Consider the following 22,786-nt stretch of genomic DNA (forward strand, 5'->3'; position numbering starts at 1 on the left):
ATTCCCTCCCCCTTGTGGGAAGTGAATTAAGCTTTCCCTGTGTGGTACCGCGTTGCAGAGCGTAGTACAAGTGACTGATGTTCCTTGAACTTCGTGTCAAGCTCTGGTCTGCCGGTGCCCGGTGTATCATTTGCGGCGTTACCTATGTGGGCCGCAGGTAGCATGGGGAAAGACAACGATGCCAACGTTGAAGCTGACGAAGACGGTAATCGATGACCTGCGGGCCGACGCAACTGATCAGGTGTACTGGGACAAGACACTGCGAGGGTTTGGACTGAAGATCACACCTGCCGGCCGGAAAGTCTTCATTGTCATGTACCGGACGACTGACAGCCGACGCCAACTCCGGAAGTACACCTTAGGCCCTTATGGCACTCTCACCTTGTTCATGGCACGGGCAGCCGCTCAGAAAATCATGCTTGCCCGGCTGGACGGACAGGATCCCGCCGCAGAGAAGCAATCGAGGAGAAAGCGCCCCAGCAGCCTGAGTCTCGAGCTAGTGATACAGCAGTACAAGGCTGAATACCTGGAGCCCCGCGGCGTGGGCAAGGAGACAATGCGCATTCTGATGAAGATCGTGCTTGCGCGCTGGAGCGGCCGACAAATTGACGAGATCACCAAGGGGGATGTCAGGGACTGCATTGACGCTATTATTTCGCGCGGGGCCCCTGCGATGGCGGGCCGGGCCTTCAAGGCTATCCGCGCATTTTTCAAGTGGTGTGTCGGACGCGGCCTGATGGAGCTGTCTCCCTGTGCTGGTCTGATGCCGCCTCCGACCGGGAGGTCGCGCGACAGGGTCCTCTCAGATGAGGAACTGGGATGTGTTCTCTCGGCGGCAATGTCTTTGCCCCATCCGTTCGGATCTATAGTGAAGATGCTCGCCCTCACCGGACAGCGTCGCAGTGAGGTGGCTGGCATGCGGTGGAATGAGCTAGACCTGGATAAGGGCATTTGGACCATTCCCGCACGTCGTACCAAAAACCGGCGAGCACATATTGTCCATCTGACGCCACCTATGCTTTCACTACTGCCGAGAGCTGAGGATGACCAACCGCTGGTGTTTGCTACAGCCCAAGGTAAGATCTACCAATATTTCAGCATAACCAAGAAGCGCCTGGATTCAGCTTCGGGCGTGACGGGTTGGGTCCTTCATGATCTGCGTCGTACGGTCGCCACCGGCATGGCCGGTCTCGGCGTAGCGCCCCACGTGGCCGACAAGATACTGAACCATCAGAGTGGGACAATCAGCGGGATCGCTGCGATCTACCAGCGCCATGAGTTTTTGGCTGAAAGAAAGGCCGCCTCCGAACTCTGGTCGCAGTATGTCGACGAGTCCTTGAATCCATTATCGACCGAGCACCCAAAGCATTAGATAGAGACAGCGGCCGGTAGATCCGATGGCGCATCACGGTTCGCACATTAGTTCTTCGGATGATCAATGAGATAGTGAGCTTGATAACAGAATACGCATTTTGTCATTCAACTGAGCAGTTTAAACGAGCCGGCTTTCCACAACGTTCCCGTTGTATGAGTGCAGTAGACTGGGTACTCAAGACCGAGCGAGCACCTCCAGCTATCGGAAGTACTGGGGTCACGCATGCTGCCGGAAGATTTCCTCGACGAGCGCATTGATCTCGTCATGGGCATGGCCGTACCAGGAGCCGTGGCCCATGCCCTTCATCTCATGGAGGACGGAACCCGGCATGAGGCGCGCAAGCTCCGCGCCGTCCTGCGGCGGAGCCTGCACGTCCTCCTCGAAGGCGATGACATGCACGGGCACCTTCACCCCCGCCAGGGCAGAGCGTTGGTCGAACCTCAGGGAGGCATCCCACTGCGAGACCAGCGACGTCTCGTTCTCGCCCGAGTCCATCCATTCCATCAGGAGCGACTTCAGCCGCGGCCATAGTTCCCGGTCGCCCAAGGCGCACGCGGGATAGAGCATGCTCGCATAATGCGTGACGCCCATGAGCCCATCTAGCTTCCCGCCGCCGTTGCGGAATTCGATCTCCGCCTGCTGGTAGTCCCAGCCCCAGCCGGTGCTCCAAGCGCCCGATCCCATGACGACGGCGCAGCGGACGAGTTCCGGGCTGTCGATGGCGAGCTGCTGCACGATGGCCGAACCGAGCGACGTTCCGACGAAGTTCACAGGGCCGGCGCAGACGCCGCGCACGAGCTCCGCGAGGTCGGATGCGAAGTCCTCGATGGGCCATGGCAAAGGCGCCCTGCAGACCGTTAGCCCGATGCCTCGGTTGTCGAACACCGTGCTGCGGAAGGAGCGGTCGAAGTGGGGCGTCTGAAAGCGCTGCCAGTCCTTGCCCTGCGTGCCGCCGCCGCCCACCCATACGATGTCAGGCCCGGCGCGCGTCTGTTCATAATGGATGGCGGAACTTGAACCATGAAACAACGGCATAGAGAGTCCAGTCAGAGGCGGAGAGTGTAACTGCTTCATTCTTGATCACGAGCAGACTGTTCCCGCAAGGTCAAGTCAAGGCCTCCGCCACGGACACACCTCGGCTGAAGAATGAGTGATGTCTAGACAATCACCGCAAGCTGGACATGAGTGATGTTCTGAGATCAGCCGCTGTCTTGGGGAGGGACAAGATGAAGTTCTATTTCGACGATGCCGACTATGACGACCAGCTGAAGAGAACGGCATCAGCGGCCTATTGCGGCGCTGCCGATCTGGGCGAGATGCTGGTCGCCGCCTCCGCCGTGACACCGGGAGATCCTGCAAGCTGGCACGACCAGTGGTCCGCTGCTGCGATGCGTGCCGAGGCGCTGGCGACGAAGTCTCCGACCGATGACGCGAGCACCGCCGGAGCCTGGCTGCGGGCGGCGGAGTATTGGAGGCAGGCGTTCTTCTACCTGCGCGGCGACCTTGGCGACACGAGGCTCCTGACCTGCTGGAAACGGCACCGCGCCGCCTTCCGCGCTGCAGTGCCCCACCTTCCGGTCTCCTGCACCATCGCATCTATTCCTTTCGACGGCTGCCATCTCACCGGTTATCTGTTGCGGCCTGCTGGCGCGGTGGATTCTCGCGCTACCGTGGTGCTGCCTGCGGGATATGATTCAACGGCGGAGTGCGGTTACGTGGAAACAGCCTGGATGGCGCTCGAAAGAGGCTTCAACGCCTTCACGATCGAAGGACCAGGCCAGGGCGGAGCTCTTTACGAGGATCACGTGCCGATGCGGCCCGACTATGAGTCCGTGCTCGCCCCGGCGCTCGACTGGCTCGAAGGTCAGCAGGGTGTGGACCGCGGCAGGATTGCGCTCGTGGGAAGGAGCTACGCGGGCTATCTCGCGCCTCGGGCCGCGGCCGTCGAGCATCGTATCGCCGCCCTCGTGTGCGATCCGGGACAGGTGGAGTTCGTGAGCCGCATCACCGGGATGCTGTCACGGCAATTCGCCAGCGCCGGCGGTCTCACCTGGCAGATGATCGAGGCCGCTTCCCCCGCGACCGATGCGCTTCTCGAACAGGTGCGGTCGATCCCCGCCATGCGCGACATGCTGGCTCCGCGCATGGTGACGCTGGGCGCCAGGACCGTGGGCGACTTTCTGCGCAAGCAGGGCTCCTACACGCTCGACGGCAAGGCGGCGCTCATCCGCTGCCCGACACTCGTCGTCGACTGCGAGGGCGATTTCGCCTCCCAGTCCGACATGCTCTTCGCCGCCCTCACCTGCCCCAAGCAGATGATCAGACTGAACGCCCAGAGCGGTGCGGGCGGACACTGCGGCGGCCTCGGCCAGCAAGTATGGGCGGCGGCAGTCTTCCCCTGGCTTGCGGAGGCGCTGGCAGAACGGGCCAATTGATGTCGTAACCTGGTGAGGCGCCGGTACGGCGTTCCTTAGCCGGACACCACCGCAGAATCGTCTCGGAGTGGCGCGCGAGCCGTCGGTGGCCCGTCACGGAAAGCTGCAGCGAGTTTTCAATCGGATAATAGCAGATGGTGGCAGTGAAGCCATAGACCGCGGCGTTGAAACGTGCAGCTTAGCGGGTTGGATAACAGAATATGCATTTTGTTATCCGACAGAATGGGCAGAAGGCCAGAAGTTGCGCCCGACGCAGGCACGTGGGCGATTAGATTAAGACCACGAAGAATCGCTCACTCTGTCCATAGAGACGACCATTCTTAATCATGAACGCTTGCACCCAATGCACACCCCGGTACTTTGTGGCCTCCCACCGCTCGGCGTGTGGTTTAGATGGATTGAATTCGCCACGAAGCTGACCTGCTTCCGCAGCAGCCCTGTCGGTGTTCACAACTTGCCAACTGATCTGATATTCCGGGGATATGGGCATGCCAGTCCCGAGACGAGCGAAAAACCGTATTCCGCTAGAGGATCCTATCGCGTCGCCACTTTCAAGACGCCGCCCTCTGGGAGCGCCTTCGTACCGCTCCTCACAAGCATCTACGATGATGCGTAAGCTTCCAGCTTCGAGATAGGGTACGGCTTGTACATGGGGCAGCACTCGAGGCATCCTCTGAAGCAGCTGCTTTCCGTGCTGCAGCACTGCAGCCACGAGATCCTGTCCTCTTGCTACCCCCTCTGCAAGCGCAGCAACTACGCTGACACCTCTCGACGCAGCTACACCCGAAGCGAACTTCTCACCTAGTACTCGCCGCCATTTTTGTATGCTTGCATCATTATCTCGCTCATCGAATGCTTCATCGATCCAATTTCTGTACAAATGTACCTTGTCGCGGAAATTCTCATACTGGTCTTGTGTCCAGTTCCGCGTGAAACTCTCCCCTGCCAATACGGGGTTATAAACGGGTGGGAGTTCAAAATGAGCTTGCAGCCATTCATCTAAACGACCCACGATGGTTTTTAGTGTGGTCGGGACATCAACAAAGAGCGAGTTGGAGAAGCGATCTGCGTCCCATACTTGGTTGCCGATCAACGTAGTCAGCAACACCGATTTTGCAGAGAATGTTCCTTTTGTATCCCGTATATATTTGATGATCCGAGCTGCCTTAAGGAGATCATTGCCAGCTACGATTTGGTTCCGTCCCAGCCACCAATCTGCGAAGCCACTTCCATCCGTCTGCTCGAACTTGTCCTCCGCGCGATTGCAGACATAACAGACCTGAACACCAGAAGCTCCTGCGTTCCTGACCACAATCGGCACAAGATCCAAATGGAAGTCGTTGGCGTAGTCTATCTGTACACATCGCGTCTTATAGGATGTCTTATCACCATACGTCTTGTGGTCCCACAAGACACGCCTCAGTTCTACGATGTAATCTTTTGGGTTCCAGCCTTCTACCTCGTCCACATACAAAACAAGGTCTGCATCGAATTCACCGTCGGCATTTACTGGTTTGATGATTGTTCTATGGGCCCATGACCCTTGCGCCGCGAAACTCCGTATGGTGGGCTTGTATTCGCTTTGCCTCAGAAAGGAAGAAACCGCCCCAACACGTTGCTGAAGTGTGTCGATCCTTGTCTGGTTTAGGTTGACCGTTTCATTTAAGAATGAAGCAAAGTGGTCAACGTGCTTCACTGGCGAAGTCCTTCAAGCGTATGGAATGGGTTGAATCTGGGAGCGGGTGCTTGAAAGAAGATATTCTTCAGTATTGGAAATTGCTCTCGTGCCTCCACGTTAGCTCGGTCCTTCATCTGCTTAATCCGTGACGTATTATCTAGACTGAAGCGGCCAGCAGGAGCGGTTTGGTCAACTCTCCATATTGCTTGATGAGAGTGAACATCTCCTGTCAGCAACTTTGCAGTCCCCATCGCACTATGCGACTGCCCCGCCATGAGGACCCTGCTTACGTACTGCGTTAGCAGGAATGGTAAACCACCGGAGAGTCGTGGTGGCGCAACGGCTTCATTCAACGTGCCAATACTTAGAATTCTAATCTTGTTTGCCGGCCATCCCAAAACTCCAATGGCTTCCACCGTCGCAGCGCCTATAGGATTGTTGGCCCACACTCCGCCGTCGATGAGTTCCACTTCGTCGGACGTAAGATAAGGCTCAAGAAAGGTGGGGGCAGCAGCAGTTGCCATTGCAGCATCCAAGGCAAGCTGGCGGTAATCAGAGGCAAAACGCTCGTGGTGAGCTGTTTTGTAAACGTAGACCCGCTCGGTCTCACGATGCCATGATGGGATCAGCAGACGAGATTTGCTCTCACCGATCTTCTGATTGCGAAGTACTGTTGTCAGTGCATCTCGCAATGGCTGGGAGTCATATTTTGTATGGAACAGATGCTTGCCCCAACGCCATTTGTTCAATAGCCAGTTGGTGATCCTGTTGTGATCCTGTCCGAAGATGGCGGGGCCGTTATTCGTGTACATGTCGATAATCGTTTTAGGTGGGATTCTCAACCCTAGGCCCAGAGCGATTATGCCGCCCGTAGAGGTGCCCGCGATCAAGTCGAAGTATGAACCGATGTGTTCGGGTAGCTGATCTTGAAGTCGCGCCAGGAACGCGGCTGGAAAGACACCTCTGATCCCTCCACCGTCTATCGAAAGTATGCGGTAAACTCTGTCTACGTCGGACATGATGAAATCCTGATCAAGTTGACGATAGGTGAATTTACTAGTTCCATCAATGGTATTATCTGACGGTGTGCGGAGCTACTGCCACGTGTAGCGACCGCGAGCGTTTGCCCGCGGCGTAGCAAGAATCTACCGAAGTGAAGTCTCGTCCGGCGACTGTCAGACCAAGGGGTGCTGTGACTTGGCAACCAACTCCCTCTGTCGGGATTTTTCAGCGGCACCTCGTCCGACAAAATTTAAGCCGGCTTCCGGCTCGCGGCTTGAGATTTGTCGTTCCCTCTTTCGCTCCGAACATCACGCACTACATCTGTGACTGCGATGTTGTGGAAGGATCTTGCACGTGCCCCGAAACTATAGGGCGATCAGGGACCATGTCCCAATGAACTATTGCAATGACCTTGACGAGATCGACCTGTACTTCACGGGTCGGGACAAGGAGTTTGTGTCTCTCTTCGAGCGGTGGAAGCTTCGCCTCCTTGAATTCGATGATTGCGCAGCACTGATCGCGCAACTCAGGCGGCGTCTTACGGATTTTGCGTTGAACTGCAATGCCATGCCCCTGCGGACCCCGCGGCAGCTCATGCCGACAGTGCGGGCAATCGCCGAGAGCCCGCTGGTTTTTCTGGAGCACGTTGGAAATTACGATCCCGAGGCCGTGGCGCGGGTCTATGGTGCCTTTATTGGCGACTCTGTGGAGAGGAGCAAGGTGCTGGAGGACTTTGAGTGGGGTAAGGGTCCTCCGCCGGACCTGGAAGCGATTGCGGAAGCAGTGGTCAAGGTTGTGAATGAGCTGGCCCTGGAAATAAGCGATGCTTCACACCGGGGTGGACAGAGACTGGTGCTCCAAAACGAGTTGATCCTAGACCTGGCCGGTATTTTCGAGAGTTTTGGCGGCAAGATCGTCCGGATCACGCGGTTTGATCCCCAACGGCAACCCTCCTACGTCGAGGATGGCCCATTCCATCAGTTTCTGAAGATCGTTGTTCCGCCGGCACGCGCCTCAGCCAGGAGGGCCGGCTTCCGGATGCAAAGCATCCGCAGTCTCGCAGGCATTCCCCGCAAAATGCGGTGACAGGTCCTGACCACAAGGTGCACTTGGGGGCCATCCCCATTTGATTGCCTAGGACGCCGCCCTTTCTGTCGTGGTTTGCCTCCCGGTGCCACGCACGCCAAGGGAGCACCTGTCATGACAACGAAGCCCAAAGCCCACCTCCGCCGCCAGGTCTCTCCGGGTTCTTCCCCCCATCGCAAGTCCGCCACGCTCGACGAACCGCCGGCTGCCGAGCCCATGGGTCGCGTCATTGCGGGTATGCCCCGCGAGGTGATTGGCTCCGGTGGCCCTATGCCCATCCCGAAGCGCGTGCATCGCAAGGTGGCGGCCGGATACATCGGCACCAGCTTGAGCTGGCTCGATAAGTCCCGCCTCAAGGGCGATGGCCCTGTGTTCCTGCAGATCGGTGGCCGCGTTGTCTACGACACCGCTGACCTGGATGACTATCTCGCGCGCTGCCGCCGCCAGTCGACTTCCCAGGGGCCGTGACTCGGAGTTTTGGCCCTGCCTTCACTCCGTAACCCATCAAGGAATCAAGACCGCACAAAGAGGATCATGTCCGCCATGAGCAAAGCCAAAAAGTCGACCGCCGCTCCCAAATATCATTCCATGAAGGAGGTCGCGGACATTCTGAACATCAGCGAGCGCTCTGTGCAGCGGATCATCGCGAGCGGGGTTCTCCCAAGTCACAAATTCGGCGCGACCGTGCGTGTTGCCGACGACGATCTGCGGACACTCGAGGCGCGCTCGCGCCGTGTCAAATCGATGTAACACCTGACATGAATTGTCGTTGTCTGACAGTATTTTATAGTTTCACATAAGAACTAGATACGCGACTATGTCCCATTGTGTATAGAACTGTTCTTATGTATGACGCTGTATGGCGTCACCTGTCGTGCCTTGGCTTTCCCTGTCCCATTCCAATGAAAGTGAAACCCATGCCTCCGGCCACTTCGACACTCGCAGACACGATCCGAAAACTTGACCAGCTTGATCTCCCCGCGCGCACCGCCGCTGACCTGCAGAGCGCCATTCGCTGCATCTGCCGATTGATTGATATTGATCCCGGGGCAACAGTCGCCAGCGACATTGCCGGCGTTCAGAACCGTCTGGAGAAGATTGGGCCAGAAGCTGGCGGCCTGTCACCGGCACGCTTCTCCGTGGTGCGTAGCCAGTTCATGCGTGCTCTCGAGCTTACCGGGGAGGCGAAGGTGCTGCGGACGGCGAACATTCGGCTCGCCCCTGCCTGGTCCGCGCTGATCGGGGAAATCACTGCAACTCGGCAACGCCTGGCATTGTCCCGTTTTGCCCGGTTCTGCTCTCAGGCGAATATTGCGCCCGTAGAGGTGGCGCAGAAGACGTTTGACGGCTATCTGGTGGCGCTCACGACCTCCACGCTTGTCCGCAACGCCAAAGCTGTCCACCGGACAGCAGTGCTTGCCTGGTCTCAGTTGGCGAAGGGAGTGGCAGGGCTATCTTCCGTAGAGGTGCCGGCGTCGCCAACGGCGCCGCCGCCCGGCCGCCACCCACTGGCGTCATTTTCCGCGTCCTTCCAGAAAGACCTTCTGGCGTTCCAGACCTGGTGCGTCACGGCCGATCCCCTGGACGACGAGGTGCGCTCCAAGGCGCTGCGGACGCAGACGGTGATATCCTACACCAGCAATCTCCATACCGCAGCTGATGCGGCAGTACGGTCTGGCCTTCCGTTTAGTGAGATCACTTCCATTGCTGTTCTGACCCGCGCTGACGTCTATCGCCGCATTCTTCGGCAGATGATGGCGGACTCTGGTCAGACCGCGACAGCCCGCGTGCATGGCGTCGCCACCATGGTAGTGATCGTCGCCAAGGATTGGTTGAAGCTATCCCTGGCAGAGATTGCCGAACTCAAGAAAATCAAGGCCAAACTGCCAAAACTTCGCCCCGGCCTGACCCTAAAGAACCGCGAACTACTGGTCAGAATCGACGATCCCAACCTTCGCCGCCGCTTTCTCATGCTCCCCGATGTGCTCTGGGCCGAGGCCCTTCCGGACAAGTTGGAGCCTCTCCAGCGCCTGGTACGGCTGCAAATGGCGTTGCTGATCGGCATCCTCCAGATCACGCCGCTGCGGCGGGTGAACATGTGTGCGCTGGAGTTCGACCGCCACATCACGTGGCCTGGTGGACCAAACGCCCCGGCCCTGATCCAGGTGCCCGCCCCGGAAATGAAGACGGAGATCGACTATATTGGCGAGCTCCCCCTGGACCTGTCACGCCGACTTCATCAATACCGCACCAAGCTGGCACCAGCGATTACCGGACGCTTACCGAAAGCGCTCTTCGTCAGGCTCGACGGCAAGCCAAAGAGCCAGGCGGCCGTAACAAACCGTTTGGTTTTGACCCTGGAGAAGCGTCTCGGCATCAATATGACCATGCATCAGTTCCGCCACGTCTCCGCCAAGCTGTTGCTCGATCAGGAACCCGGCGCCTATGAGACGGTCGCCCAGAACCTCGGTCACACCGGAACCAAGAACGTCGTCAAGTTCTATGGCGGTACCGACACGCGCCGCGCCAGCCGTCACAATGGTGCGTTGATCGAGAGGCTTCGCGAGGAAGCCAGGCAACGTTCCTCCACCCGCAGGAAGAAGTAGCTCCCATCATGCCCAGAAAGAAGGTATCCCCACTCTTTCCGAAGCCCATCCGCGTACTGCTGCATTTGCCGGAGGCTGACTGGCCGGAGGGCGATCGCCGCCGCTTTGCCGAAGCATTCTACCAGCCTCATGACATGTTCGCCGATACTGCAAGCGGAACGCACCTGAGATCGGCCACCAAGGACGCCATCCACTTCAGTTATCGCCGCTGGATGGGCTGGATCCGCTCCTCCCATCCGGACCTAATGGATGCCCCGCCGGAATTCCGAGTAACCCCGGCGCTGCTCAAGGACTATGTGGCTCACCTCAGGGAGAGTTGCAACGAGCGCTCGGTGGCGACCCAGATCGCCAAACTTCATGACGCGTTCCGCTACATGTACCCGGAACGTGACTGGGCATGGCTCAGGGAGATGACCACAAGGTTGGAACGGGGCATCCCGAAGCGCGGGCGAAAACCGATTCTCCTCACATCCCAGGTACTGATTGATAGAAGCCTGGCTCGCCTGGATGCCGTCGATGCCGACTATGAAAACTGTCATCCCGACACGACCGGCAAAGATATCCAGTACCTCGCACTTCGCTATCGCGATGGCCTGCTCGTGGCACTTGCAGGCTTCCAGCCATTGCGCCGCCGCAACCTGACAGAACTGGTCATCGGATCCACACTCCTGCGTGGTACATCGGGCTGGTTGATCTCCATGCCAGGTGAGCAGGTCAAGAATGGAGAACCAATCGATGCCGAATTGCCGGTCTGGATCAGCGAACGTGTCGATCGCTATCTTGAGGTCTACCGGCCACTCATCTATCGCAGTGCGACCCACCAAGGACTCTGGGCAACGGCGAAGGGAGTACCGGCCGGAGGTGTTGCACTTTACCTTGCATTCCAGAAGGAGACATACAAAGCGCTCGGCGTTCACCTGACACTGCATGACACACGCCGCATTGCTGCCACGACGTGGGCGATCCATGACCCCGTCAACTTCGCAGGCGCGAAGGACCTTCTCGCAGACCGGACCGACCGCGTGATCGCAGAGAATTACAATCTCGCCAGCGGGATCGAGGCTTCTCGGAGAATGGCTCTAATTAGGGAACGGCTAATGCACGAGGAGCTAGACCCTGCTTAGCGCCAGACTGACAGCATATGACCTGCCACTGAACTTTCATCCAGCAGCCGTTCGAGTCTTGGCCTGTTGTATGGCTGTTGCGGCGAGCTCCGCGGTGTAGGCCGCGGGCGTTTCGTAGGCAAGCGACGACTGCGGCCTTGTGGTGTTGTAGTCTTCGATCCACTCGGCGACTGCCTCCCGGGCCTGGTCGAGTGAGAAGAACAGCGTCTCGTTCAGAAGCTCGTCCCTCATCTTGCCATTGAAGCTTTCGACGTAGCCGTTCTGCATTGGCTTTCCCGGCATGATGTAGTGCCACTCGATGCGCTGATTCTTCGCCCAGGCGAAGATGGCATGCGAGGTGAGCTCAGTTCCGTTACCACTGACGATCATGCCGGGCCTGCCTCTCCGTTCGATGAGGGTGGTAAGCTCCCTGGCAACCCGGTGGCCGGAAATGAGGTTTCCGGGATCGAGGCGAGGCACTCGTGGGTGACGTCATCGACCACGTTGAGGATCTTGAACCGCCGGCCGTTGGCCATCTGGTCGTGAACGAAGTCCAGCGACCATCGGGCATTCGGCCCTGCCTCCACCAGAAGGGGAGCCCTGACGCCAATGGCCCGCTTGCGGACCTCGGCACTTGCGCACCCCAAGGCCCTCTTCCCGGTAGAGCCGGTAGATGCGGTTGATGCCCGATGCCTCGCCCTCCCGCCGCAGCAGGATGAACAGCCTTCGGTAGCCGAACCTTCGGCGTTGGTTGGCGAGGTCGCGCAGCTTCTCCCGGAGTTCTGTCTCCGGTGGCCGCCGTGATGTGTAGCGGATCATCTTTCGGTCGGCGGCAAGCACGGTGCAGGCCCGGCGCTCGCTCATCTGGAAGTGTTCTCTCAGATAGGCGACTGCCTCACGCTTGACGGCGGGCCTCACCATTTTTTTGACAGCAGGTCCTTCAGGGCCGTGTTGTCCAGCATGGCGTCAGCCAGCAGACGCTTCAGTTTCCCGTTCTCGTCCTCCAGAGCCTTCAGGCGCTTGGCGTCCGAGACGTCCATCCCGCCGAACTTCGCCTTCCAGTTATACAGGGTGGCCTCGGAGACCCCGTGCTTTCGCGCCAGGTCCCCCGTCTTCGCGCCAGCCTCCTGCTCCCGCAGGACACCGATGATCTGCTCTTCCGTGAACCGCTTCCTCTTCATCGTCCGTCTCCATCTCCTGGGCCGGACTCTAAATCATCTGGAGGAAATCTTCAGTGGCAGGTCACCTCATCTACGCTCCTCCTCAGGGCAAAGATGAGCCAGAAATCCTCCCTTCCTCAAGCCGCACTGTTTGTTTCTGGAATGCTGCGGCCGGGCACTAACTGTCCTAGCGACCCAGGTCCGACATTTTTGACGTTTGGTCGCAAGCGTACAAACGAATATCTGAGTTCTTGGAAGGCACAAAATTTAGAATCGTTGTAGGGTCAACCTTCTTCCGCTTACCATCATCCCCAATTTCGATAGTTTCAAAGTGTAGATGAATATCACTTCGCCCCCCACCATTTACCAAACAATAATTGTTGCAGTTTCCCTTTCCGTCTCCCGCATTACCAGTACAACCTGCAATCCCTATGTTGTCTCCAAGCTTTACTTGCTTTCCATCTAGCGACTTTGAAGAAGAGGGAAGGTGTGCGTACACAGCATAGTAATTCTTGTTATCCTTTCTGAATGGGAGAATTAGCGCATTTCCCCATTCTGTTGGATCGAGATTGTTATAGATTAGCTTCCCGTCCGAAATCGCTGATATCGGAATGTTTTCATCATCCCCATTCGAATCAAATATATCAACTCCGCCATGCCGTCCGCCTCTTGCGCCGAATAGGCTCTCTCTTTGAGTCCAGATAATGCGTTGCCTACCAGCACATAGAGATGACGTAGTGTAGCAATAGTACCAACCCCGATAATTCGAACCGCCAACGATCGGCGGACCAAATACTGTGCCAGACGCAGCCGAAAACGCTCCCGTATCAGCACCTACCACATCTAGCGCTTTCTCTTGATCAGCGCTAAGCCCCCCTGGGCTTTCAAGGCACTCACTAAAATCTTGAGCGGGATATATCTTGTTGAGCGACCCCGAACGCTTCAATACAAGTATGTTAATGCAGTCTCGTTCTTCTCGTGACCAGCCCTGCTCAGCGTCCATGGACCAAAGATTTCCATTTATGGGCGTTAGTATTCTGCTCGAGGAAATAGATGCGAGGTCCGGAAAGCTAACAGACCAAGACTTCCCATTTGAAGAGCGAACTACCCTGTGTGAGGATTTGATGAATTCATCCAAGCCCCACGCGCCAAAATAGTCCCTAATTCCTTGAGTTAGATGTCCCTTGGGGATCACAGCCTCTGAAGGTCCAACGCTCTTTCCCTCGAAATCTCTCTTCAGACTCTCCATGAAATCTTCAAGTACTTTACGACCACCCAGAGCACAGAAATTCTTGTAATTAAGATAGTCAACTACTACCCCGCTTTCGCCGAAGCCGAGGCGATTGAGGTATTTCGCATATTCCTGATAATCTGTATAGAACGCACTAATAAATTTGTTGCGGCCATTAACGCTGGAAAATGCTGTTCTCCCATAGTCCAGCTTCATCCCTGCTACGAACGACTGCCAAAACCAACGTTGAGATATTGGCCGGGGAGTTGAAGCACCACTCTGCTGAATATGGGCGAACGTGTATAATTTTTGCTGAAAGACGTAAGGGTTAGGACCGTCAAAACTTTCACTAAAGGTCTGACTGATCCAATCTTTCATCTGCCACTTCGGCTTACCACCGAACAGTCTAGCCTTCACAAATTCAAAGAATCCGGCGACAAAGTCATAAAGGTCTTCCAGCGCACTGGTGTCGCCTCTGCTGCTACCAGTAGCGCTAAGCTCAAGTCTAACCGGATAGTCAGCCGGCGAAGTAACTATTTTCATCCGGTCTCCGACTTCTTGTAATACTTTTGAGTATATGCGCGTGGGTACAAGTTGAATGGATCTTGATACCGAGGCGGTGAAGGGCACGGTGCGTTGGAAGAGTCTTACTTCCTTTCGGCAGCGATGACAGCTGAACCAATGGCAACACATCCAGTCAAATTTTGCATATTTTCTAACTGTAATCTCTCCTTGGATTAGGAGGTCCGCTCCCTGTGGCGTCACCGTTTGGACTCTCCATCCAGCAAAACTGAGTTTGTTCTTGTCAACCTCTTCCCGAATTGCAGACTCCATATTCTGAAGTTTGGCATCAACGAATGACGAAATGTCTGATATCAAATCTAACGACGGCAAGACCACCTTGGTTTGGAACGTGTTCCCGTCAATCTCTTCTTCATAATCTTCTAAGGAGAACCTCATCTCCAAAGAGTCAGGCCGCGGTTCACCTTGTACCCCGGCCATATCTAACGGTTGGACTATTGGTGCTAGATTGCATTGGCTTCCATCCTCCGCTTGTGCAAAAGAAGTCAAGTCCACCAGAACTAGACCAGCAAAGAGTATCAGAATTACTCGAGTACAGATCATCGTCATCACTTCGTCGAAGCGGTTTCGGCTGCAGTATGCATGCCTAAGCGAAGAACTTTCGGAAGAGAGTTATATCCGTAACGGCAAAGCAAAATTTCGCCAGCCAAACGCTCGCGCTTGTCCATTTCGCCTGATGACAGACCAACAATTGGGTCCAATACGGGAATGAGCTTTGGCAGGTCTTGATCGCTAATGGTTCCAATCGATTTTTGACAGATGTCCAAGTCCACAAATAACAACGCTTGAGGCAAAGATATTCCGTAGTTCACGCCCTCGATTGCTACATCATACATAGTATTTCGGAGTGAAGTTTTTTCGGCTGAATCCGGCCCATTTAAAATTCGCTCGTATTCGGCCGTCATTGGAAGAAGTCTCGGTTCAATTTCGTCGGCATCATCATCGGACGGCGCTTTGGATTCCGGACTTAATTTTCCGATGATTGATTTCGCATCTCGAACTGCAGACGATAGAATTTCCGGGTTTGCTGAGAGCAAACGTGCAGTTTCATGAAATGAGCTGGAAGCAGTAGCTATGCCCTCGACGCCAATGCATGGCTGTTCCTGACCCTCTGGTCGCTTCAATGTCACGGCAACTGTAGTCTCTCGTGCTGTCGCGGCATATGAGAGACTTCCTCCGAAAAGATCATTCACTCCTTTGTCGACCATAGAGAGCATAAATCCCTTTCGTTCTTCGCTAAAAGTCAGAAATCCAGGGTTGGCGGCAATGTCCGCGATTACCACAGGATCGGTGGTCAAATCGGCGTCCACTTTTTTGTCCTCTTTCAAAGGATTGACCCCCGCGACACATTCCGATCCCGAATTTAATATCTTGCCAGACCTCACGAGGATGTCACCTCGAGGACACGAACCCAGCGCATTAGAAACGCCAAAGTTCTTTTCAATTGTACTTATAGGAATCGTGCGATCTGATAGATCCCCAGAGCCAGCGATTGCTGCCATAGTTGTAAGCAGTCCAAGCGAGACGGAGTTTGGGACAATTGCAGATGGACAAAATGTTCCTGACCCAGCCTTACATGCTGCTTGGCACCGGCCAACTCCTGACACGCCCATCTTGTTGAATTCGTTGTCTGCCTGTTTCTGCAGCATCGACAGTTGCGCATTTGAATTGATGGACGTTGTCGAATTCCAGAAATCGCCATCCCAGATCCAAACGGTCTTCTTTACTACCCCGCATGATCCCTCGGGGGCATCCTTGTAAGGACATGACGTTAATCCGTCATATTTGTTGCGGCATTCAGATCCGCAGGCATCAGGAGCCACGCACTGATAAACAGTGTAGTCAGGCTTTCCGGCTGCGTCGTAGGCGCCGATCGCACAACACGCACCTGTTCCGCCGCAAATGGATGTGGTCTTTGGAGCACAGGCTGACAATAAGAACAGCCCCATAGCCACCCAGAATAGACGCAAAATACTCATATCCTGCTCCTACGCGCGTGTTAGCTCCGCTTACTTAACTTTAACATAAAATTAATGATTGCAAAAGAGGGACATTTACCAGTGACCTCCCACTGAACATAGCCAGAAGCTCTTAGAGCCTTGCCCTGTCGTATGCCCCGGTGGGGCTGGTGGGGCAGCAGGTTAGCATGCGGAGCCCCGGAGGAGCGTGCCAGCCTGTTGCAGTGAACTTCGCGGCGTAAGCCGCGGGCGTCTCGTACGCCAGTTACGAGTGCGGCCTTTTGGTGTTGTAGTCCTCAGCCCACTCGGCAACTGGACGCAATGATTGGCGGCACCAGCACGGGTGATAGCGAACCCTTTGAATCATCGACTTCAAACGGTAGCTCAGACCGATCGAGCAATGTCGTCTTCGGGGGGCTGCAAACTTAGAGGGTGAGAAGCGGTCTCAAGATATCTACAAAAAGTCATTGACATAATATAATGTCAATGACATCTATTGATGTCATGATCCCAATCACTAGCACTCTCCGTCTGTGGACGGGCAATATCGATGAGCTTGCCAAGAAAGTTGGGGAGTTGACGCGTCTTACCGGGCAACCTGAGGCGGAAGCTCCGACAATCCGGCTCGTCCGAGATTATGTTCAACGGGGACTGCTCGGTCCCATGGTGCGCACCGGAAAAGAGTTGATCTTTAATCATGACAATCTTGTCCGCTTTCTCGCAACTCGGACACTGCTCCAGAACGGGTGGACGTTACACATGATTGCTTTGCATCTAAGTCAGACATCCATGCAAGATATTGAGCATCTAATTCCCACGTTGGAAGGTACAATTCCGCCTGGCATACTCGATGATCGACCTGAAGATACCAGTCGACTTCAAACCAGACCTTCTTCGACCTCTCTCCGGCTTGCCGCGGCCAGAGCGACAAATAAGACCGGCCTCCGGCGCGCAATGCGCAATTTACATCTCCCTGCTGAAGGGCCCGCAACAGACGAGGTTATGTTTGTGCGATTTACAGATTGGTTTCAGGTCCTAATCAGAAGCGAGAGAATATCGAGCATCACACCTGAGGAAGCTCAAGAGCTGGGGAAAGCTGTCACCATCACTCTTCTCAATCTTGCGTCAAAGATGGAGTCGAACTCATGTTCTAAGCAGATCGTACGAAATCAGCAGGATTGGGAAACGATTAGATGCCGATTTCCCAATGCCTCGGACTACCGTCGCTTCCGATCTGAATACTTCTTTGATCCGACTGCCAAGCTCCGAAAGACCGGGGTGCCGCTTGAGGGAGTTCTGAGACGACCAACGCAATCGAGTGGAGCACGGTGGAAGATATTTGAAAGCATTGCGAACGGGATGTCCGTCGAAGAGGTTTTCCAACTGGCGCAAGCTTACCCTGGAGCGGAACTCGACGCCGATGTATTCATCGCATTACATAAGGGCTTTTTGAAGCTAGTGGAAAGCGCGAGATTACCCGGAACTGCTACGTGAGCCAAGCTGCACTCAAATGGAATTACATTTGGCCCAAGGGTGACGAAGTGCTCTAGGGCACAGCAGAAACCTGCAATATAGCGTACTGAATCAGCAAAAATCGCGAAGGCGGTACGCCCGGCAGACAACACCTTCTGTAGCGTATCAGAATCGCTGGTGACCGAAGGTGGTATGTCGTCACGCTTGGTCAGTGCCACAACAGGCAACATCGAACTCATCACCAACTAGCGATCAACTTATGGTGGCGCACTCTGCAAAATACGAAATATTGATCAAAGCGCAAACTAATGTATTGTTCTCAGACGTTCGGGCTTGACAATTCTATCTTTCCACAGAGCGCTTCGTCGGATTTGTTGTCCGGCTACGCCCATCCTCGGCCTTTGCGCATTCGGCAAAGTGGTTGACTCAGTGTATTCGGAATCGTGAGGCAGCTGCTGGGCTCTACAGTACTCATTAGTCCAAAATAACAAGTCTCAGTCAAAGGTGCTTCGGTGTCGGTAAGTGCCGATGATTGTGGAAAGGCAACAACTGAGTTCGATGCAGTCCCCCAGTTTCCGTACGATCCCAGGAAAGACGATGGTAACGCTAAGTGTGAAATGAAATCAGAAAGGTCTACTGATTTTCCAGAGTTTAAGTGTTACTTGCCATGGATTTGGGCTGGCGACAGTGCTTCGTTACTGCATTGTTGGCACGGTACCTCTTCGAGGAGATGTCCCGTGAGACAGCATACTAAATCGGATGTTGATCTAACGGAGAGACAATTCGTCGATCTCAAGACTTTGATTAAGTTGCCTCAATGTTGAAGGTCACTAAGCAGCGATGTGATGGATGTTTAACAGGAGAGATTATGATGCTGAATGTATCCATTAGAGCTTCAATTGTGTTCATTTGTCTAGCCATGTTATGCCCACTTTCGGCGCGCGCGGATAACTGTAGTGACAGTGACTTAGGTCAAATGAAGGTTGGATTGGTATGGGTTCTTAACGACCGGGACGCTCGAGCTTGTGCTGTAAAGCGAGTGACTGAAGATGGAGAGACAGCGTATGACGCTTTTGCGCATTGTAATGACAAGGCATTTTACGGCGATGGGGTAACTGGAAGTCTTCAGCTCAACGATAAGTATGTGAGATGTGCGGCCGAAATTTGCAATTGGCTAAAGTCCCAAAATCCTCCCTGGTTACCCGCCTGCTGAATCTACTGGCAATTCGTGCAGACTCCCTAGGTAACCGAGGACAGTGCAGACTACAGTTTGAGGGGGTGAATCTATACCGACTTTGTATTGGCGAAGAATGGCAAAGGTGGCGCGCGGCTTGTCTCCACTGACGCCAACGGCGACCGTTTGCAGCATACAGATACCAACTACAACCGACGAGAGCCCCGTCCGTCAAGCATCCGCACAACACCCAAACATGCATATACCACCCAAAGGTAAAACTCGGACTTTTTCAAAGGCGTCGCTCGCTACTTAGATGAAGATTATTGGAATTGACTTCACTGGTAGGCCGTGGCGGCGGATGACGTTGATCTTGTGGACGGCTCCGACGACGCGCTTCTGACGGCCAGCGGAAGTGGTTCGGCGGCCGGAATCGGGACGCGTTTCACAAATATCATCGTCGGAAGGCGCGTCGAGCGCTTGTTGTGTTGAGCCCCTATTGGGGCGATGAGCTCGCTGCACTCGGCGCTCTGGTCCCCCGGCTCGCTCCGAAGAAGCTCGCGATTCTCACCGACAGAAACACCGAACTGTTTCGTGCCGAAGCTGCGAGCACGCTGACGGGCGCAAAAATCTTCGATCTCAGCGCTTTCGGCAAGAGTCGGTTGATCCACGCGAAAGTCATCATCGCCGAAACGAATCAGGCCGATAACGTCCTCTATGGCAGCGCCAACTGTATGGCAGCGCCAACTGTACGGCCGTGGCCCTTGGCACCAGCAACTATACCGGAGCGAACCATGAGGCGTGACCCCTTCGAGCAATAGCGTCTTCGGAGGTGGAGACTTAGTGGGCGAGATGCGGTCTATACAGGTCCTAACTCATAGTACTCTGAGGGCAGATCGAAGGGTCTGCCTTCGCATTTCTTACCGCATCCCATTAGCGTCCCTGGGGGCTTTCTATTGGGGCGCAGACAAGGACCAACGTGTTTGTTTTTGGTGGGTGGGTCCGGCGGGTACGATCCCGAGACCCTCTAGTAAATGGCGGTGCACAATACGTGTGGGAAATCAAAGGTGATTTTCGTCGGTGTGGGTCAGACCGCCAAACCTTTCCGCGAGAAATTGATCGGTACTTCGTTACCTATGGACTACCTTCGAATACCTTCGGATGGATAATTGCAGAGAATGGGTATCCAGCTCAATATGTTGAGGAATGGCACAGTATGGTTTCTTGCTTCCTTGTGGGGAGCGGCAGGGGTGGGGGTCGTGCCGCGCGGTTGCTGGTGGTAGGTAAGCTCTGGGCATCACCCCCACCCCAGCCCTCCCCACAAAGGGGATGGAGCATTGTGAGCGAGCTGTATGCACTTCCCCGTCGACCTCATCATCCCGCAGCTCTCCCAAGCGCTGGCCTCCGGCCCCTCGGCACTGCTCGTGGCCGAACCCGGTGCGGGCAAGACCACGCGCGTGCCGCTGAAGCTTCTCGATGCTCCCTGGCTCGCGAACAAGAAGATCGTCATGCTCGAACCCCGCCGCCTCGCCGCGCGCAATGCGGCTCACCGCATGGCGGAAACGCTGGGGGAGGAGGTGGGCCAGACCGTGGGTTACACCGTCCGGCTTGAACGCCGCGTCTCGGCCAAAACCCGGATCGAGGTCGTCACCGAAGGGATCCTCACCCGCAGGCTCCAGCAGGACCCGGAGTTGACCGGCACCGGCCTCGTCATCTTCGACGAATTTCACGAACGCTCGCTCGATGCTGATTTTGGACTGGCCTTGACCCTCGATATCCAGCGGGGCTTGCGGGAGGATCTGAAAATCCTCGTCATGTCCGCCACGCTCGATGCCGCGCGTGTGGCAGCGCATCTGGGGAACGCGCCCGTCATCGATGCGCCGGGCCGCGTCTTCCCCGTGGAGACGCGCTACCTCGACAAGGCCCAGCGCCAGACCATTTCGGCCGATGCGGTGCGCGCGGTCCACCGCGCGCTGGATGAGACGGAGCAGAGTATCCTCGTCTTCCTCCCCGGCGAAGCGGAAATCCGCCGCACGGAGGTGGCGCTCACCGCCGCGGGCCTTCCCAAGGGCACGCTCGTCCGCCCCCTCTATGGCGCGATGAGTTTCACCGAGCAGGATGCGGCGATCCGGCCCTCGCCACCGGGGGAGCGCAAGATCGTGCTTGCCACCACCATTGCCGAAACCAGCCTGACGATTGATGGCATCGGCGCTGTCATCGACACCGGCTTCAAGCGCGCCCCGCGCTTTGACCCCGCCACCGGCATGACGGCGCTTGAAACCATCCGCGTCTCGCTCGCCTCGGCTGACCAGCGCCGCGGCCGCGCCGGACGATTGGGCCCCGGCATCGGCTACCGCCTGTGGCCCGAGGCCGAAAGCCGCGCGCTCAAACCTCATGATGCACCGGAAATCTTCGTGGCTGATCTCGCACCCCTGGTGCTGGAGCTCGCCGCCTGGGGCGTCACCGATCCCGCAGCGCTTCCCTGGCTGGACCCGCCGCCTGCAGCACCCTTCGCCCAGGCGCAGGACCTGCTGAAGCGCCTCGAAGCGCTTGATGATGAGGGCAAGATCACCCCCCTGGGAAAGCAGATGGTGAAGCTGCCGCTGCACCCGCGCCTGGCCCATATGGTGGTGAAGGGCCACAGCACCCTTGCCGCCGATCTGGCCGCTCTTCTCTCGGAGCGTGACGGCCTGCCGCGGGATGCAGGCGTGGACATCACCGCGCGTCTTTCGCAACTCCGCGGCCCCGCGCGGGACCGCATCCGCCAGACGGCAAAGCAGATCCGCCAGATCGCAGGAATCGGGCAGGAGGAGAGCGAGGTCAGCCCCGGCACGCTCATCGCCTGGGCCTTTCCGGATCGCATTGCCCAGCGCCGCGGGGGTGACCGGCGCTACCGTCTTTCAGGTGGTGGCGGCGCCGTGCTGCCGGAGCATGATGCGCTGGTCACCCAGGATTTCCTCGCCGTCGCCACCACCGATGGCGCTTCGGGCGACCAGAAAATATTCCTCGCCGCACCCTTGTTGCTCAGCGAAATCGAAGAGCATTTCGCGCAGCAGATTGAGCAGCGTGACGGCGTCTTCTGGGACAGCCGCAGCAAATCCGTCAGCGCCTCTAAATCCCGCCGCCTCGGCGCGCTGGTGCTGGAGGAGAAGCCGTCGACCACCGCAGACCCCAGTTTGATTGCGGACGCCATGACGCAAGGCATCCGCGAGATGGGCCTCGCCTGCCTGCCGTGGACGGAGGGGTCCAAAATCCTCCGCGCGCGGGTCCTGTTCCTCCGCCGCCTTTATCCAGAGGAAGGCTGGCCGGATCTCTCGGATGAGGCCCTTCTCGCCACGCTGGAAGAGTGGCTCTCCCCCTATCTCGCCGGCATCAGCCGCAAGGCCCATCTGGACAGGCTTGACATGCACCAAATCCTGCAAGGCCTGATCCCGCATGATCTCGCCCGCAAGATGGACCGCCTCGCACCCATCCGCATCGAAGTCCCCTCGGGTGCCGATGTCCGCATCGATTATGAGACGGAGGGTGACCCCGTGCTGCGCGTGCGCTTGCAGGAAATGTTCGGCCTCGCCCGCACCCCCGCCATCGCGGAAGGCCGCAGCCCGCTGCGTATCGAACTCCTCTCCCCCGCCGGCCGCCCCCTGGCCGTCACCCAGTCCTTGGAAACCTTCTGGACCAATGGCTACCCCTCCGTCCGTTCAGACATGCGCGGCCGCTACCCCAAACACGCCTGGCCGGAAGACCCGCTCAATGCCGCACCGGTGAAACCCCGCCGGCTGAGATAGCCCGCACCGGCCCGTCTGATTCGATGGTGCCAACGCCTTGCAGCTAGGTACTTCTGGTTGAGGCGATGTGTCGCATACAAACCACACTGGCAAGTATTTTCACGTACTCACTACTGAGGATTGAGGAGATCGAAGAAA

General features: G+C 56.5%; 15 protein-coding genes and 1 pseudogene. 10 read left to right on the forward strand and 6 right to left on the reverse strand.

Going from position 1 to position 22,786, the window contains the following annotated elements; translation table 11 throughout:
- The first annotated feature begins 178 nt into the window (after positions 1–178).
- On the forward strand, positions 179–1,372 hold the full coding sequence (locus ACO06F_RS17085) for a tyrosine-type recombinase/integrase (protein ID WP_421693931.1): 1,194 nt from the start codon (positions 179–181) through the stop codon (positions 1,370–1,372).
- 219 nt (positions 1,373–1,591) lie between these two features.
- On the opposite strand, the gene ACO06F_RS17090 is transcribed toward ACO06F_RS17085, so the two are convergent.
- Positions 1,592–2,410 carry an alpha/beta fold hydrolase gene (locus tag ACO06F_RS17090; protein ID WP_421693932.1) on the reverse strand — a complete coding sequence of 273 codons (819 nt, stop codon included), beginning with the start codon at positions 2,408–2,410 and terminating at the stop codon, positions 1,592–1,594.
- 191 nt (positions 2,411–2,601) lie between these two features.
- Here ACO06F_RS17090 and ACO06F_RS17095 point away from each other — a divergent pair, with 191 nt between their 5' ends.
- Positions 2,602–3,810 (forward strand): alpha/beta fold hydrolase, encoded by a 1,209-nt coding sequence (locus ACO06F_RS17095; RefSeq protein WP_421693933.1) that lies wholly within the window; start codon positions 2,602–2,604, stop codon positions 3,808–3,810.
- A gap of 268 nt (positions 3,811–4,078) precedes the next feature.
- On the opposite strand, the gene ACO06F_RS17100 is transcribed toward ACO06F_RS17095, so the two are convergent.
- Both ACO06F_RS17100 and ACO06F_RS17105 read right to left on the reverse strand, forming a co-directional pair.
- On the reverse strand, positions 4,079–5,506 hold the full coding sequence (locus ACO06F_RS17100; RefSeq protein WP_421693934.1) for an SMODS domain-containing nucleotidyltransferase: 1,428 nt from the start codon (positions 5,504–5,506) through the stop codon (positions 4,079–4,081).
- Positions 5,503–6,507, reverse strand: a complete 1,005-nt coding sequence (locus ACO06F_RS17105; RefSeq protein WP_421693935.1) for a CBASS cGAMP-activated phospholipase — start codon at positions 6,505–6,507, stop codon at positions 5,503–5,505. Before ACO06F_RS17105 ends, ACO06F_RS17100 begins: the two co-directional genes overlap by 4 nt.
- Before the next feature lie 376 nt (positions 6,508–6,883).
- Between ACO06F_RS17105 and ACO06F_RS17110 the strand changes: the two genes are divergently transcribed.
- The 5 genes from ACO06F_RS17110 to ACO06F_RS17130 all read left to right on the forward strand — a co-directional run bounded on the left by ACO06F_RS17110 (position 6,884) and on the right by ACO06F_RS17130 (position 11,306).
- Positions 6,884–7,576, forward strand: coding sequence for a hypothetical protein (locus ACO06F_RS17110; protein ID WP_421693936.1), 693 nt, complete (start codon positions 6,884–6,886; stop codon positions 7,574–7,576).
- A gap of 114 nt (positions 7,577–7,690) precedes the next feature.
- Positions 7,691–8,044, forward strand: coding sequence for a hypothetical protein (locus tag ACO06F_RS17115; RefSeq protein ID WP_421693937.1), 354 nt, complete (start codon positions 7,691–7,693; stop codon positions 8,042–8,044).
- Between the two features lie 75 nt (positions 8,045–8,119).
- Complete coding sequence (locus ACO06F_RS17120) at positions 8,120–8,326, forward strand: helix-turn-helix domain-containing protein (protein ID WP_421693938.1); 207 nt, start codon at positions 8,120–8,122, stop codon at positions 8,324–8,326.
- 167 nt (positions 8,327–8,493) lie between these two features.
- Positions 8,494–10,182, forward strand: coding sequence for a hypothetical protein (locus tag ACO06F_RS17125; protein ID WP_421693939.1), 1,689 nt, complete (start codon positions 8,494–8,496; stop codon positions 10,180–10,182).
- Between the two features lie 8 nt (positions 10,183–10,190).
- Positions 10,191–11,306, forward strand: a complete 1,116-nt coding sequence (locus ACO06F_RS17130) for a hypothetical protein (RefSeq protein ID WP_421693940.1) — start codon at positions 10,191–10,193, stop codon at positions 11,304–11,306.
- A gap of 36 nt (positions 11,307–11,342) precedes the next feature.
- Here ACO06F_RS17130 and ACO06F_RS17135 read toward each other — a convergent pair.
- From ACO06F_RS17135 to ACO06F_RS17145, 3 genes and pseudogenes are all read right to left on the reverse strand, one after another.
- Positions 11,343–12,466 (reverse strand): annotated as a pseudogene (locus tag ACO06F_RS17135) (IS3 family transposase).
- Positions 12,467–12,632: 166 nt separating this feature from the next.
- Positions 12,633–14,807, reverse strand: coding sequence for a M23 family metallopeptidase (locus ACO06F_RS17140; protein WP_421693941.1), 2,175 nt, complete (start codon positions 14,805–14,807; stop codon positions 12,633–12,635).
- Positions 14,807–16,237 carry a hypothetical protein gene (locus ACO06F_RS17145; protein ID WP_421693942.1) on the reverse strand — a complete coding sequence of 477 codons (1,431 nt, stop codon included), beginning with the start codon at positions 16,235–16,237 and terminating at the stop codon, positions 14,807–14,809. Before ACO06F_RS17145 ends, ACO06F_RS17140 begins: the two co-directional genes overlap by 1 nt.
- A gap of 465 nt (positions 16,238–16,702) precedes the next feature.
- On the opposite strand from ACO06F_RS17145, the gene ACO06F_RS17150 reads away from it, so the two are divergent.
- The 3 genes from ACO06F_RS17150 to hrpB all read left to right on the forward strand — a co-directional run bounded on the left by ACO06F_RS17150 (position 16,703) and on the right by hrpB (position 22,648).
- On the forward strand, positions 16,703–17,710 hold the full coding sequence (locus ACO06F_RS17150) for a MerR family transcriptional regulator (RefSeq protein WP_421693943.1): 1,008 nt from the start codon (positions 16,703–16,705) through the stop codon (positions 17,708–17,710).
- Positions 17,711–19,351: 1,641 nt separating this feature from the next.
- Entirely contained in the window at positions 19,352–19,684 is a 333-nt protein-coding gene (locus tag ACO06F_RS17155) for a hypothetical protein (RefSeq protein WP_421693944.1), read from the forward strand.
- A 531-nt stretch (positions 19,685–20,215) separates the two neighbouring features.
- On the forward strand, positions 20,216–22,648 hold the full coding sequence (gene hrpB / locus ACO06F_RS17160; protein ID WP_421693945.1) for an ATP-dependent helicase HrpB: 2,433 nt from the start codon (positions 20,216–20,218) through the stop codon (positions 22,646–22,648).
- Positions 22,649–22,786: the final 138 nt, after the last annotated feature.

This window comes from Aestuariivirga sp., from assembly GCF_965227715.1.
GTDB lineage: Bacteria > Pseudomonadota > Alphaproteobacteria > Rhizobiales > Aestuariivirgaceae > Aestuariivirga.

What these genes read in the sequence shown, in the direction of transcription:
- ACO06F_RS17085 (WP_421693931.1), top strand. Translation starts at nt 179, where the DNA reads ATGCCAACGTTGAAGCTGACGAAGACGGTAATCGATGACCTGCGGGCC.
- ACO06F_RS17090 (WP_421693932.1), bottom strand. Translation starts at nt 2,410, where the DNA reads ATGCCGTTGTTTCATGGTTCAAGTTCCGCCATCCATTATGAACAGACG.
- ACO06F_RS17095 (WP_421693933.1), top strand. Translation starts at nt 2,602, where the DNA reads ATGAAGTTCTATTTCGACGATGCCGACTATGACGACCAGCTGAAGAGA.
- ACO06F_RS17105 (WP_421693935.1), bottom strand. Translation starts at nt 6,507, where the DNA reads ATGTCCGACGTAGACAGAGTTTACCGCATACTTTCGATAGACGGTGGA.
- ACO06F_RS17110 (WP_421693936.1), top strand. Translation starts at nt 6,884, where the DNA reads ATGAACTATTGCAATGACCTTGACGAGATCGACCTGTACTTCACGGGT.
- ACO06F_RS17115 (WP_421693937.1), top strand. Translation starts at nt 7,691, where the DNA reads ATGACAACGAAGCCCAAAGCCCACCTCCGCCGCCAGGTCTCTCCGGGT.
- ACO06F_RS17120 (WP_421693938.1), top strand. Translation starts at nt 8,120, where the DNA reads ATGAGCAAAGCCAAAAAGTCGACCGCCGCTCCCAAATATCATTCCATG.
- ACO06F_RS17125 (WP_421693939.1), top strand. Translation starts at nt 8,494, where the DNA reads ATGCCTCCGGCCACTTCGACACTCGCAGACACGATCCGAAAACTTGAC.
- ACO06F_RS17130 (WP_421693940.1), top strand. Translation starts at nt 10,191, where the DNA reads ATGCCCAGAAAGAAGGTATCCCCACTCTTTCCGAAGCCCATCCGCGTA.
- ACO06F_RS17140 (WP_421693941.1), bottom strand. Translation starts at nt 14,807, where the DNA reads ATGACGATGATCTGTACTCGAGTAATTCTGATACTCTTTGCTGGTCTA.
- ACO06F_RS17145 (WP_421693942.1), bottom strand. Translation starts at nt 16,237, where the DNA reads ATGAGTATTTTGCGTCTATTCTGGGTGGCTATGGGGCTGTTCTTATTG.
- ACO06F_RS17150 (WP_421693943.1), top strand. Translation starts at nt 16,703, where the DNA reads ATGACATCTATTGATGTCATGATCCCAATCACTAGCACTCTCCGTCTG.
- hrpB (WP_421693945.1), top strand. Translation starts at nt 20,216, where the DNA reads ATGCACTTCCCCGTCGACCTCATCATCCCGCAGCTCTCCCAAGCGCTG.